We start from the raw sequence: 12,413 nt of genomic DNA on the forward strand, positions 1-12,413 counted from the left end.
ACCATGCGCAGCTGGCTGGCGGGCAGCCTGAGCGGCCTCGGCGTGCTGCTGGCCGCGCCTCTGGATGCGGCGACCACCAGCAGCTTCCAGGTGACGGCGCAGATCGTTGCCGGGTGCCTGGTGGTGGGCGGTGTGAGCAGCTTCGGGACGCTCGACTACGGTTCGCAATCGGCGCTGGCCAGCGGAGTCATCGGCACCTCGTTGGGCGGCAGCACGGTGACCTTCCAGTGCACCCCGGGGGTGGCCTTGAGCATGAGCGTGGATGGCGGGCAGAACAGTGCCAGTGGCACACGCAACCTCAAGCGTACGGGCGGCACGCAGGTGCTGGCCTACCAGTTGTACCGGGACGCGGCCTACAGCCAGAGCCTGGGGATCGGCCAGAGCGTGGCCGTGAGCTACACCGACCCGACGGCGATCAAGCTGCCGGTGTACGGGCGGGTCCAGCTGACCGGCACGCAGCCGGCGGGGACCTACACCGATGTGGTGCAAGTGACGGTGACCTGGTGAATGCACCGGCACCAACGACCGGTATTCAAGGAGAGCTTCATGGGGGCAGGCGCGAAGTGGGCGCGTGGATTGATCGGAGCATTGTGGCTGGCGAGCCTGCCGGCCGGGGCGGCCACCTCGGTGCTGATCTGGCCGATCGACCCGGTGCTGGAGGCTGACCAGAAGGCCGGCGCACTGTGGCTGGAAAACCGCGGCACGGCACCGGCCAACCTGCAGGTGCGGGTGTTCGCCTGGCGCCAGGGTGACTACCAGGAACAGTACCAGGCGCAGCGCGAGATCATTGGCAGCCCGCCGGTGGCCAACATCGCCCCCGGGCAGAAGCAACTGATCCGCCTGACCCGCACCGGCCCCTCGCCAGTCGGCCAGGAGCAGGCCTACCGCATCATCATCGACGAAATTCCGCCCGCCATCCCCGTCGACAAGGCCGAGCCCGGCACCACCGCGGCGATCCGCCTGCAGATGCGCTACTCGGTACCCCTGTTCGTCTACGGCGAAGGCCTGTGGGGCAAGGCCGATCCCGCGGGCAAGCGAAATGCCGAGGGCGTCGGCAAGCCGCAACTCAGCTGGCGCGCGGTGACCGTGCAGGGCAAGCCGTACGTGGAGCTGCGCAACACCGGCGCGGTGCATGCGCGGCTGACCGATGTGGTGGTGCAGCAGGGCAGCCAGAGCAAGCCACTGGCCGATGGCCTGTTGGGTTATGTGCTGCCGGGGGCCAGCATGCGCTGGCCGGCACCGCTGGCACCGAGTGCCGGCAGTGTGCTGAAGGGGAGGGTAAACGGCCAGAGCAGCGCGGACGCCATCCGCCAAAGCCAATGAGCCTGCGCCTGAATGCCGCGAAGGGGCCAGGGAGGACCCGGCAATGGTTGGAAACCGTGTGTGAGGGGGCTGACAGCGAGGACGCACCGCTGGTGCCTGGGGCTGGCCCTGATCGGCCCTGGCCTGGTGCTGGCCGACGACCTGCCACCACCACCCACGGAACTGTCCGCGATCGCCGATGCCACGTTGTACCTCGAGCTGCTGGTGAACCAGATGCCCAGGGCTGAACTGGTGCCAGTGCAGCAGCGCGCCGGGCAGCTGTACCTGGACAGCGACGTGCTGCGGGCGGCCGGCGTCTCGCTGCCGGACAACCCGCAGGGCGAGGTGGCGCTGGAGGCCATCGCCGGGCTGCACGCCGACTACGACAGCCAGAACCAGCGCCTGCTGCTGCAAGTGCCGCCGGCCTGGCTGCCCGACCAGCAGCTGGGCGACCGCAACCTGTACCCGGCCAGCGATGCGCGCAGCAGTTTCGGCGCCTTGTTCAACTACGACCTGTACCTCAACGACACCGATGACGGCGGCAGCTACCTGGCGGCCTGGAACGAACTGCGTCTGTTCGACAGCTGGGGTACGTTCTCCAGCACCGGGCAATGGCGCCAGTCGTTCAATGGTGCGCCGACCGACGACACGCGCCAGGGCTTCTTGCGTTACGACACCACCTGGCGCTTTACCGACGAGCAGCGCCTGCTGACCTACGAAGCCGGTGACCTGATAACCGGGGCCTTGCCCTGGACCAGCTCGGTGCGGGTCGGTGGCCTGCAGTTGTCGCGCGATTTCGCTGCGCGCCCCGACCTGGTCACCTATCCGCTGCCGGCGTTCTCCGGTGAAGCGGCGGTACCGACCTCGCTGGACCTGTTCATCAATGGCTACAAGTCCAGCACCAGCGAATTGCAGCCGGGCCCCTACACGTTGACCAACGTGCCGTTCATCAACGGCGCCGGGGAGGCGGTGGTGGTTACCACCGATGCCCTTGGCCGGCAGGTGTCGACCACCTTGCCGTTCTACGTCACCAGCAGCCTGCTGCAGCAGGGCCTGACGGACTATTCGGTGGCAGCCGGCAGCCTGCGCCGTGACTACGGGGTGCGCGATTTTGCCTACGGCCCAGGGGTTGCTTCGGCCAGCCTGCGCTACGGGGTCAGCGACATCTTCACCCTGGAGACCCATGCCGAAAGCGCCGAATCGCTGATGCTGGGCGGCCTGGGCGGCAACATGCGGCTGGGCAACTTCGGCGTGCTCAACGCGGCCCTGGCGCAGAGCCGGTTCGACGGCGACCAGGGCCACCAGGTCGCCCTCGGTTACCAGTACAACAGCCAGCGCATCGGCTTCAGCTACCAGCGCCTGCAACGCCATGGCGACTATGCCGACCTGACCCGGGTAGACAGCCGGGACATACAGCTGAGCCAGCGTAGCGAACAGGTCACCTTGAGCCTGAACCTGAACGAATACGGCAACATCGGCGCCGGCTATTTCGATGTGCGCGCCGGTGACGGCACACGAACCCGGTTGATCAACCTCAGCTACAGCAGGCCGCTGTGGGGCAACAGCAGCGTGTATCTGTCGGCCAACCGTGAAGTGGGGGACAGCCAGTGGGCGGTGCAGGCGCAACTGGTGATCCCGTTCGACCTGCATGGCACCCTGGCCTTGGGCATGGAGCGCAGCCAGCAAGGCGAAAGCCTGCAGCGGGTCAACTACAGCCGCGCGACGCCGGTGGGTGGTGGTGTCGGTTACAACCTGGGCTACGCCGCCGGTAGCGAGCGCGATGCCTACCGCCAGGCCGATGTCACCTGGCGCCTGCAGTCGGTGCAGTTGCAGGCCGGTGTGTATGGCAGCAGTGGCGAGATGACCCGCTGGGCCGACGCCAGTGGTTCGCTGGTGTGGATGGATGCCGGGCTGTTCGCTGCCAACCGCATCGACGATGCCTTCGTGGTGGTCAGCACCGGTGGTTACGCCGATGTGCCTGTGCGCTATGAAAACCAGGAGGTCGGCCGCACCGATGCCGGTGGCCACCTGCTGGTGCCGTACAGCAGCGGTTACTACCGCGGCAAGTACGAGATCGACCCCATGGACTTGCCGCCGGACATCCTCGCGCCGGAAGTGGAGCAGCGGGTGGCGGTGCGCCGGGGCAGCGGCTACCTGCTGGAGTTCCCGCTCAGGCGCGTGCTGGCGGCCAGTGTCGAACTGGTGGACGCCGACCGGCAGGTGCTCAAGCTGGGCAGCCGTGTCACCCATGCAGAAAGCGGCAGCCAGGCGGTGGTCGGTTGGGATGGCCTGGTGTATCTGGAGAACCTGGCGCCGCATAACCGCCTGCAGGTGGAGCTGGAAGGGGGCGGGCAGTGCCAGGTGGCGTTCGACCTGCCTGAAGCACAAGGTTCGATCCCTTTGATCGGCCCGTTGGTGTGCAAGTGAAGGCCTGCTGGCGTGGTTTGTGGGCATGCGCCTTGTTGTTGTGGGCGGGCTCGGCCTGGGCCAAGTGCACGTCAGTGCTGACTACGCCGGCGGCGTTTGGTTCGCTCAACTCGACCCAGGTACGTGGCGCGGTACAGACAGCTTCCAGTACCAACTCGGGCCTGCAATGCAACGGTTCGGTGATCAGCGTGCTCAGCAGCACCGACTCCTTCAAGATCAAGGTCACCTCTACCACCAGCGGGCTGGTAGGCCCTACCGGGGATGTGATCCCCTACACGCTGTATGCCGACGCCACGACCACATATCCGATTACCCGTGGCACCGCCTTCGAATTCAGGACCACCGGCATCCTCGACTTGCTCGGGTTGCTCAACGGTACACCGAAGAACGTGCCCATCTACATGCGCACGCAGGTAGGCAGCAACGTATCGGCCGGACTGTATCAGGAAACCCTCACTGTCGAGTGGACCTGGGACTATTGCGACGGGATTGGTGTTGGCGGGCTTTGCATAGGGCGAGACCAGGGCACTGGTACCAAGACCCTGCTGGTGAGCATGACGGTGACCAACGACTGCCAGATCACCACACCCAGCATCAATTTCGCCAGCGCGCCGGTGGTGGCGGGGTTCGGTACGGTTAGCCAGAGCCTGAGCGTGTCGTGCACCAAGGGCAGCAACTACACCGTGGGCCTGGATGACGGGCAGAACGTGGCCAATGGGCGGCGGCGGATGAAGTCGGCGGCCAACAACTACCTGGCCTATGACATTTTCAAGGGCGCCGGTGCGGTGCGCTGGGGTTCGGTAGGGGCTGCGCGACGGGCCAGTGCCGATGCCGATGTGAACCCCGGCACGGGGACCGGCACCGGTAGCCAGGTGTTCAACTACAACGCCAAGGTTTACACCGACCAGGCTACACCCCCGGCTGCGACCTATACCGACAGCGTGCTTCTGGATGTGCAGTTCTGACATGGCTCCCGGCTGACGCGATCGTTGTAGGAGCGGCCTTGTGTCGCGAAAGGGGCGCGCAGCGGCCCCACATTTTCAGCTTCGCCGCATATATCGCCGGGGCCGCTTTTGCGGCCCTTTCGCGACACAAGGCCGCTCCTACAGGATGCGCGCCAGCCGCTCGGGCAGGGTGAGCGCCCGGCTGGCCTCAGCGCAAATCGCCAACCATCTTCGCCAATGTCTCCAGCACCGCCCCGGCCAACGCCTTCGAGCGCGCCCCCGACCACCCGGTGACGGCATCCGGCGCATCGTCATGGTCCTTGAACGGCATTTCCAGAGTCAGTGACAGGCAGTCATGCGCCATCCCCACCGCATTGCAGGCCAGCGTCGTGTTGGCTTGCCCCGGTTCGTCGCGGGTGTAGCCATGCACGGTCTGGAAGTCGCGGGTCAGGCTGCACAGGGTGCTGCGGAACTGCTCTTCCAGCTTGGCCAGACGCGGCGTGTAGCCGGGGTTGCCCTCGCAGGCCGCGGTGAACACATGGGGAATCTCCTCGTCGCCATGCACGTCGATGAACGCATCCACGCCGTATTGCTTCATCTGCGCCTGGGCGAAGAACACCTCGGGGCTGAGCTCGACGCTGGCGTCCTGCCAGGCACGGTTGAGGTCCTTGCCCTTGAAGTTGGTGCGCAGGTGGCCGAGGAAGGCGCCGTCGGGGTTCATGTTGGGGATCAGGTACAGGTCGGCCTTGGCCAGCAACTGCCGGATCACCGCGTCGTTGGCCTGCAGACGGTCGATCACGCCCTCCATGAACCATTCGGCCATGTGTTCGCCCGGGTGTTGCTGGGCAATCAGCCACAGCTTGCGCTTGCCTGCGGCGCCATCACCGGCGCGCAGCAGGGGAATGTCGCGGCCCTGTACGCTGCGGCCACTGGCGAGCAATTCGACCCCCGGCAGTTGCCGTGCACGCTCGATCAGCTGGTTGTGGCGCGCGCGCGGGTAGGGCTCGAAGTAGGCGAACCAGATGTGCGGCTGTTCGGCCTTTACCTCGAACGACAGCGCCGTGCCGTCGAACTGGCTGGGGACGCGAAACCAGGTTTGCTGGTCGTAGGAGGCCACGGCGTTGTAGCCGCTCCAGGCGTTCTTGTAGGAGGAACCGGAGGCGTTGTCGAGGCTGAAGCGATGGACCTGGCCCGGCGTCAGCCCGCTGACCTTGAAGTGGAACCACTGGTAGTGGCCGCTGTGGGTGTCCGGGCGGATGGCCAGGTGCACCCGGGCCGGGTTACTGGCATCCAGCACCTGGATGTTGCCGGAGTCGAAATCGCAGTCGATCTGCAGGGGGGACAGCGTCACGGTCATGTACCGGGCTCCTTCTGGGGCTTTGTTGTGAGGGTACTGTACACGGCTTGACAGGGTTGCTGTGCGAGATCAGCAACGCGTGGGCGATATCATACGTTTCCTACAGGCTATTTGAAGAACTGACTCGGCGTGATACCGAACTGGCGCTTGAACATGCTGGCGAAGGCACTTGGGCTGTCATACCCCAGCGTCCCCGCCACATCGATGATCCGCTCGCCCAGGGCAATCCGCTCCAGTGCCTGCATCAGCCGCGCCTGCTGGCGCCACTGGCCGAAGGTCATGCCGGTTTCCTTGCGGAACAGGCGCTGGATGGTCTTTTCGTCCACCCCCAGCTGCTGGCCCCAGTCGGCCACGGTGGCGTTATCGTCAGGCCGCTCGTGCAGCGCGGCGCAGATTGCCTGCAGGCGCTTGTCGCCGGGCTGCGACAGCTTCAGCGGCAAGGTCGGCAGCACGCAGATTTCGTCGAGGATCAGGCGCATCACCCGGGCTTCACGCGAGTCTTCGGCAAACGGCGCGGTAAAGCCTACGGAGGCCTTGATCAGTTCGCTGAGCAACGGCGAGATGCTGATAGCCTTGCTCTGCACGGGCAACTGCACTGCCGCGTCGGTGCGCACGAAAACACTACGCATCTTCACATCGCCCACGCAGCGGATCGCGTGCACCTGGCCGCAGGGCATCCATACGCCGCGGCTGGGTGGCACGGTCCAGCGTTCGTTACCGGACTCGACGATCATAAGGCCTTTGATGGCATAGATCAGTTGGTGCTTGGCATGGCTGTGGGGCTCGATGAACCAGTCGGTCGGGTAGTCCGTCGCACGGCTGCCGACCTCCCAGCTCCACTCATCCACCTCCACCAGCAATTCGTGCTGCGGCTTCAGCATTTCGACCTCTTGTACGGGCAGCCTGGCACGCCCACTTTAACAGCAGCGGCTGGGGCGGGCTTGCGAGCGGGTTGCCGGCAGCAGCGCGGTGGCCAACCCCAGCAGCGGCAGGAACGAGATGACCTGGTACACCCACTCGATGCCATGCCGATCGGCCAGTTCGCCAAGCCCGGCGGCGCCGATGCCGCTGATACCGAACATCAACCCGAACATCACCCCCGACACCATGCCGACCCGGCCCGGCACGGCCTCCTGGGCATACACCACCAGGGCGGCGAAGGCCGAGGACATCACCAGGCCGATGGCCACCGCCAGTACCGCCGTCCAGGCCAGGTTGGCGTAGGGCAGGGCGAGGGCGAAGGGCGCCACGCCGAGGAACGAGACCCAGATCACCGCCTTGCGCCCGATACGGTCACCCACCGGGCCACCGGCGAAGGTGCCCAGGGCCACGGCCGCGAGGAACACGAACAGGTACAGCTGGCTGTGCTGCACGCTCAGGCCGAAATGCTCGATCAGGTAGAAGGTGAAGTAGTTGGTGAACGAGGCGATGTAGACGAACTTGGCGAACATCAGCACGGCGATAACCGCCACGGCGCGCCACATGGCGCCACGCGACAGGCCGGGGGCCTGCTGGCCGGCGAAGGACTTGAGCCGGGTCTGGCCGTGGCGTACGGTCCAGCCGGACACCCGCAGCAGCACGAATACCGCCAGCGCGGCCGCCAGCATGAACCAGGCAATGGCCGGCTGGCCGTGCGGAATGACGATGGCAGCGGTCAGCAGCGGGCCGAGGGCCGAGCCGGTGTTGCCTCCGACCTGGAAGGTCGACTGCGCGGTGCCGAAGCGCCCACCGGAGGCCATCCTGGCCACTCGCGAGGCTTCGGGGTGGAAGGTCGCCGAGCCCACGCCGACCACCGCGGCGGCCACCAGCAGCATTTCATAGCTGCTGGCGAAGGCGAGCAGGGCGATGCCCACCAGCGTCACCAGCATGCCGGCCGGCAGCAGGTAGGGTTGCGGGTGCTTGTCGGTGTACAGGCCGACCCAGGGTTGCAGCAGGGACGCGGTCACCTGGTAGATCAGGGCGATCCAGCCGATCTGGGCAAAGCTCAGCGCGAAATCGCTCTTGAGCATCGGGTAGATGGATGGCAGCACGGCCTGGATCAGGTCGTTGAGCAGATGGGCGAATGCGGCAGCGCCGACGATGCGGACCAGAAAGCCCTGGGGTTGGTCGGCAGGTGTGGTGGCGGCCATGGAGGCGGTGGAGGTCGTCATGGGCGATCTTCTTCTGGCGAAAGGGAACAAGGCATTTGCCGAAGAAGGGTAGCCAGTGCCCGGTTTGCCTGTCTCACGCCGAACAGGCAGCCACTGTCGCGTTTCGGACATATCCATCGAGGCTGCGGCTTTATTGGGGCTGCTTTGCAGCCCTTCGCGGGCACGCCCGCTCCCACCGGAACCGCGTACTTCCTGAGCTCAGCGCGACACCTGTGGGAGCGGGCGTGCCCGCGAAGGGCCGCAAAGCGGCCCCAATTTCACTGACCCTGCCGCGCCACCCAGCGCAGCAATGCTGCAATCGGTACGCTGCGGTGAGCCTCGTGCCGGTAGGGCTTGCCTTCGGCGGTAAAGCGTTCGCGATAGCGGCTCAGCACCAGGCTCCGGCCATCGGCCGAAACCCGGGCCTCCAGTTCATGCAGCAAAAGCGGTTGCCGGGCAGCGCCTTCCAGGCGCCTGAACAGCAGCATGGCGGCTTGGGCATCATTCTTCACGGGCACCCCCTGCACAATCCACTGGCCACTCCCCCGGCTCGCCGGCCTTGCCTTCTGCCACCCGGTTGCTGCGCCGCTGCGCGGTATAGTCACGCAGCGCAAGGTAGTAGTCAGGCCAGGTGCGCAGCAGGTCAGTCAATGGCAGTGCTTCGGCCCGTGCATCGACGATGCCGCCGGCCGTGGCTACGTTGCCCATGGTTTCGACGGTATCGCTGTTGCCGCCAAACGGGTCCAGTGCCAGGCCCAGCAGCGTGCCGCTGGCATCGCGCAGGTTGTGGGTGCCCAGCAGCGGCAGCTCGACGATGGGGCCTGCGGCGATGTTCCACACCCCGAAGGTCTGGCCAAAGTCCGAGCGATGCTGGCTCAGCCCCATCTTGCCAGACACGTCGACCAGCCCCGCCACACCCAGGGTGGTGTTGAAGATGAAGCGGCTGAGGCTGGTCATCGCCCGTTCGCCATTGCCCTGCAGCAGGTCGTTGACGAACACCTTGGGCTCACCGAAGTTGCTGGCAAAGTTGTGCATGCCCTGTTGGGCAAAACCGGGCAGCGCGGTGTAGCTCCGGGCGACGGGGGCCAGCAGATAGTCATCGACCGTGCGGTTGAAGGCGAATACGGCGCGGTTGGCGGGCTCGGCCGGGTCACTGACCTGATAGGCGACATTGCCGCAGGCCGCCGTGGCCGGTGCACGTTGGCTGCAGCCTCCCGCCGCAAGCAGCGACAAGGCCAGCGCGGCTGAGCGCGCTGAGCGGGAGGCGGATGATGAACGGGACATAGATACATTCCTGGCAAGAACTGGCGGCGATGCTGCGCAGTTTTCTTTGCCGGGGAATGTCCGGATTGTCTCGGCGTCGACACTTTGTTTCCGGGTTGAAATATATGACGGCTGCGTGGGGATGGCCTTAAAGTACGGCTTGGTAACCTTGTTTTGCGGTGCTTTTTTGTGAGCCATTTGCTGATAGTCGACGATGATGTCGAGGTGCTCGACCTGCTGCAGAAGTTTCTCTGCCAGCATGGCTACGAGGTTGATGTGGCCAAGGATGGCAAGGCGCTGTGGCAGGCCGTCGAGCGGCGGGTGCCGGACCTGGTCATTCTGGATGTGATGCTGCCTGGCGACAGTGGCCTGGTGCTGTGCCAGCGCCTGCTGGCCGAGCACAAGGTGGCAGTGATCATGCTCACCGCCATGGGTGAGCTGAGCGACCGGGTGGTTGGCCTGGAGCTGGGGGCAGACGACTACCTGACCAAACCGTTCGCCGCCCGTGAACTGCTGGCCCGGGTGAGGGCAGTGCTGCGCCGTGCCGGTGAAGCGGCCGGTGGCACGGCGGGCCATGCCTGCGCGACCCTGGAGTTTGCCGGCTGGCGGCTGGATGTGGTGCGACGCGAGCTGCGTTCGCCGGACAACGTCATGATCCCCTTGTCCAACGGTGAGTTCGAGTTGCTGCTGGTGTTCGCCGAGCATCCGCGGCGGGTGCTCAGCCGCCAGCAGTTGCTGGACATGGCTCGTGGCGATGCTTACGACGCCTATGACCGCAGCATCGACGTCCAGGTGAGCCGGCTGCGCCGCAAGCTTGAAACCGACAACGGCAACGAGCCCTTGATCCGTACCCTGCGCAACGCCGGTTATCTGTTCACGCCCACGGTCGCGAAGCGATGAAGCTGCTGGCCAGGGTTCGCCAGGCCCTGCCACGGCCCAGGATCACCATTGCCCGCTGGATCGCACTGACCACCCTGACGGCGATGCTGTTCCTGCTGCTGCTCAAGGGGTTGTTCAGCCTGTTGCTGAGCGTCTGGGCGCAGCCACCGCTGCTGGAGAGCGGGGTGATCGAGAAGGTTGCAGCGGTCACCCGCATCCTCGATGCCGCGCCCATGGCGCAGCGCGCCAACATCGCCAGTGCGGCGGGCGACGGCTCATATTCCGTGCGCTGGCTGCGCCGCCATGACGAAGCGGGCGTGCCAGTGCTGGTCGATGCCGAGTTCAGCGAGGGCACGCCTATCCTGCGCGCGCTGCTCAAGCGCCCGGATGCCAGGGTGGAGGCTTTCGAACCGTCCGACATGCCGGAGTACGCACCTGAACGTGGCTATGCGCTGATGATCGAGCTGAGCGACAAGTCCTGGGTGCTGTTCCGTGCCACCAGCCGTAGCTGGGGCCTGGATGAACTGCCGCGCAACCTGATCATCCTCGGCCTGATGCTGGTTTCCAGCCTTGCCGTCGCGCTGCTGGCCACGCGCTACCTGGCCAAGCCGCTGGAACGCTTTGCCGAAGGCGCGCGGCGTTTTGGCAAGGACTTCAACGCCCCGCCCATTCCGGTGGTCGGCCCGCACGACCTGCGCCAGGCCATTCTTGCGTTCAATGCCACCCAGGCGCAGCTCAAGCATTTTCTCAACGACCGTACCCAGATGCTTGCGGCCATTTCCCATGACTTGCGTGCACCGCTGACGCGCATGCGCTTGCGCGCCGAGTTCATCGACGATGCCCAGCTACAGGCCAAGTTGTTCAAGGACGTCGACGAGATGCAGGCGATGGTCGATGCGGCGTTGGAGTTCTTCCGTGATGACGCACGGCTGGAACAGACGACCGTATTCGACCTGGGCGAGCTGCTGCTGACCGTGGTGGACGACTTCAAGGACGCGGGGGTCGAGGTCGGCCTCAGCGGGCCGCGCCGCTGTGTGTACACGGGGCGGCCCGTGGGTATCAAGCGCGTGCTGGTCAACTTGATCGACAATGCCGCGAAATACGGCTGTGAGCCAACGGTGGTGTTGGCGGTAAGCGCCAGGCAGATCGAGATTACCGTGCTGGATCGCGGGCCGGGCATCGCGCCGGAGCTGCATGAGCAGGTATTCGCGCCGTTCTACCGTATCGAAGGTTCACGCAACCGCAATACCGGTGGCGTTGGGTTGGGCCTGCCCGCAGCACGGGCCATCGTGCTTGAGCAGGGGGGCAGCGTGACCCTGGGCAACCGCCCGGGTGGCGGGCTGGAAGTCAGGGTCATGCTGCCGCAGGGCTGATCAGAGCCCCAGTTCGCTGAGCCCGGGGTGATCATCCGGGCGCCGGCCCAACGGCCAGCGGAACTTGCGCTCGGCTTCGCTGATAGGGTGCTCGTTGATGCTCGAATGACGGTTCTGCATCAGCCCGTCGTCGGCAAACTCCCAGTTCTCGTTGCCATAGGCGCGGTACCACTGGCCGCTGTCGTCGTGGTACTCGTAGGCATAGCGCACAGCAATGCGATTGCCGGTGAAGGCCCACAGCTCCTTGATCAGGCGGTACTCCAGTTCATGGTTCCATTTGCGCGTCAGGAACGCCTCGACCTCGGCACGGCCACGCGGGAACTCGGCGCGGTTACGCCAGACGGTGTCGATGGTATAGGCAAGCGCGACCTTGGCCGGGTCGCGGCCGTTCCAGCCATCCTCGGCCAGGCGGACCTTTTCGATGGCGCTTTCGCGGGTGAAGGGCGGCAGGGGTGGGCGGGACATCGGGGTACTCCTCAGTTCGATTGGCTTGTAGGAGAGTAGTAGCCGCTGGCCGAACAGAGAATGGGTGTGCCTGGCACATCATAATTGCAGTGCGTGGAACAATTGAGACCGCTCGAGATGGGGCAACTGTCTTGCTCAAATTTGAAAGCTTGCGCAATCCCTGTGGGAGCGGCCTTGATCTGGTCAAGTAATTTTGGACACCGGTTAAGGTTTATGCCGCTGCCCTCAGTTTTTCCTCCATGGCTACCGGGGTCTCGTATCCGTTGTAGCTGTG

Annotated in this window: 12 protein-coding genes; 6 read left to right on the forward strand and 6 right to left on the reverse strand. The window is 65.4% G+C overall.

Annotation, left to right across the window (positions count from 1 at the left end; genetic code table 11):
• Positions 1–3: 3 nt before the first annotated feature.
• From CAG34_RS24625 to CAG34_RS24640, 4 genes are read left to right on the forward strand one after another with little or no spacing between them, the layout of a single operon-like run.
• Positions 4–507, forward strand: a complete 504-nt coding sequence (locus CAG34_RS24625) for a spore coat U domain-containing protein (RefSeq protein WP_085592943.1) — start codon at positions 4–6, stop codon at positions 505–507.
• 39 nt (positions 508–546) lie between these two features.
• Positions 547–1,323, forward strand: a complete 777-nt coding sequence (locus tag CAG34_RS24630) for a molecular chaperone (protein ID WP_075044624.1) — start codon at positions 547–549, stop codon at positions 1,321–1,323.
• A gap of 12 nt (positions 1,324–1,335) precedes the next feature.
• Positions 1,336–3,729, forward strand: coding sequence for a fimbria/pilus outer membrane usher protein (locus CAG34_RS24635; RefSeq protein ID WP_371858058.1), 2,394 nt, complete (start codon positions 1,336–1,338; stop codon positions 3,727–3,729).
• The gene (locus CAG34_RS24640; protein ID WP_085592945.1) at positions 3,726–4,694 is read left to right on the forward strand and encodes a spore coat U domain-containing protein; all 969 of its coding nucleotides are present in this window, start codon (positions 3,726–3,728) and stop codon (positions 4,692–4,694) included. Before CAG34_RS24635 ends, CAG34_RS24640 begins: the two co-directional genes overlap by 4 nt.
• A 187-nt stretch (positions 4,695–4,881) precedes the next feature.
• Here the strand turns inward: CAG34_RS24640 and CAG34_RS24645 are convergent, their stop codons facing one another.
• The 5 genes from CAG34_RS24645 to CAG34_RS24670 all read right to left on the reverse strand — a co-directional run bounded on the left by CAG34_RS24645 (position 4,882) and on the right by CAG34_RS24670 (position 9,443).
• Positions 4,882–6,030 (reverse strand): M14-type cytosolic carboxypeptidase, encoded by a 1,149-nt coding sequence (locus CAG34_RS24645; RefSeq protein WP_085592947.1) that lies wholly within the window; start codon positions 6,028–6,030, stop codon positions 4,882–4,884.
• 107 nt (positions 6,031–6,137) lie between these two features.
• A complete protein-coding gene (locus CAG34_RS24650; RefSeq protein ID WP_025338469.1) occupies positions 6,138–6,911 on the reverse strand; it encodes a helix-turn-helix domain-containing protein in 774 nt (257 codons plus the stop codon).
• Between the two features lie 36 nt (positions 6,912–6,947).
• Positions 6,948–8,180 carry an MFS transporter gene (locus CAG34_RS24655; RefSeq protein ID WP_085592949.1) on the reverse strand — a complete coding sequence of 411 codons (1,233 nt, stop codon included), beginning with the start codon at positions 8,178–8,180 and terminating at the stop codon, positions 6,948–6,950.
• Positions 8,181–8,437: 257 nt separating this feature from the next.
• Positions 8,438–8,647, reverse strand: coding sequence for a hypothetical protein (locus CAG34_RS24665; protein ID WP_038408308.1), 210 nt, complete (start codon positions 8,645–8,647; stop codon positions 8,438–8,440).
• 13 nt (positions 8,648–8,660) lie between these two features.
• Complete coding sequence (locus CAG34_RS24670) at positions 8,661–9,443, reverse strand: VacJ family lipoprotein (protein ID WP_085592951.1); 783 nt, start codon at positions 9,441–9,443, stop codon at positions 8,661–8,663.
• Between the two features lie 168 nt (positions 9,444–9,611).
• Between CAG34_RS24670 and CAG34_RS24675 the strand changes: the two genes are divergently transcribed.
• Positions 9,612–10,322: a response regulator gene (locus tag CAG34_RS24675; protein WP_085592953.1), complete on the forward strand. Its 711-nt coding sequence runs from the start codon at positions 9,612–9,614 to the stop codon at positions 10,320–10,322.
• On the forward strand, positions 10,319–11,674 hold the full coding sequence (locus CAG34_RS24680) for an ATP-binding protein (protein ID WP_085592955.1): 1,356 nt from the start codon (positions 10,319–10,321) through the stop codon (positions 11,672–11,674). Before CAG34_RS24675 ends, CAG34_RS24680 begins: the two co-directional genes overlap by 4 nt.
• Here CAG34_RS24680 and CAG34_RS24685 read toward each other — a convergent pair whose 3' ends face one another.
• On the reverse strand, positions 11,675–12,139 hold the full coding sequence (locus CAG34_RS24685; RefSeq protein ID WP_085592957.1) for a nuclear transport factor 2 family protein: 465 nt from the start codon (positions 12,137–12,139) through the stop codon (positions 11,675–11,677).
• Positions 12,140–12,413 lie beyond the last annotated feature (274 nt).

Source organism: Pseudomonas sp. B14(2017), assembly GCF_002113255.1.
Classification (GTDB): Bacteria; Pseudomonadota; Gammaproteobacteria; order Pseudomonadales; family Pseudomonadaceae; genus Aquipseudomonas; species Aquipseudomonas putida_Z.

Bases quoted from the DNA above. Each gene is read 5' to 3' on its own strand.
- CAG34_RS24665 (WP_038408308.1), bottom strand. From the start codon at position 8,647: ATGCTGCTGTTCAGGCGCCTGGAAGGCGCTGCCCGGCAACCGCTTTTG.
- CAG34_RS24650 (WP_025338469.1), bottom strand. From the start codon at position 6,911: ATGCTGAAGCCGCAGCACGAATTGCTGGTGGAGGTGGATGAGTGGAGC.
- CAG34_RS24635 (WP_371858058.1), top strand. From the start codon at position 1,336: ATGCCGCGAAGGGGCCAGGGAGGACCCGGCAATGGTTGGAAACCGTGT.
- CAG34_RS24630 (WP_075044624.1), top strand. From the start codon at position 547: ATGGGGGCAGGCGCGAAGTGGGCGCGTGGATTGATCGGAGCATTGTGG.
- CAG34_RS24680 (WP_085592955.1), top strand. From the start codon at position 10,319: ATGAAGCTGCTGGCCAGGGTTCGCCAGGCCCTGCCACGGCCCAGGATC.
- CAG34_RS24685 (WP_085592957.1), bottom strand. From the start codon at position 12,139: ATGTCCCGCCCACCCCTGCCGCCCTTCACCCGCGAAAGCGCCATCGAA.
- CAG34_RS24645 (WP_085592947.1), bottom strand. From the start codon at position 6,030: ATGACCGTGACGCTGTCCCCCCTGCAGATCGACTGCGATTTCGACTCC.
- CAG34_RS24625 (WP_085592943.1), top strand. From the start codon at position 4: ATGCGCAGCTGGCTGGCGGGCAGCCTGAGCGGCCTCGGCGTGCTGCTG.
- CAG34_RS24655 (WP_085592949.1), bottom strand. From the start codon at position 8,180: ATGACGACCTCCACCGCCTCCATGGCCGCCACCACACCTGCCGACCAA.
- CAG34_RS24670 (WP_085592951.1), bottom strand. From the start codon at position 9,443: ATGTCCCGTTCATCATCCGCCTCCCGCTCAGCGCGCTCAGCCGCGCTG.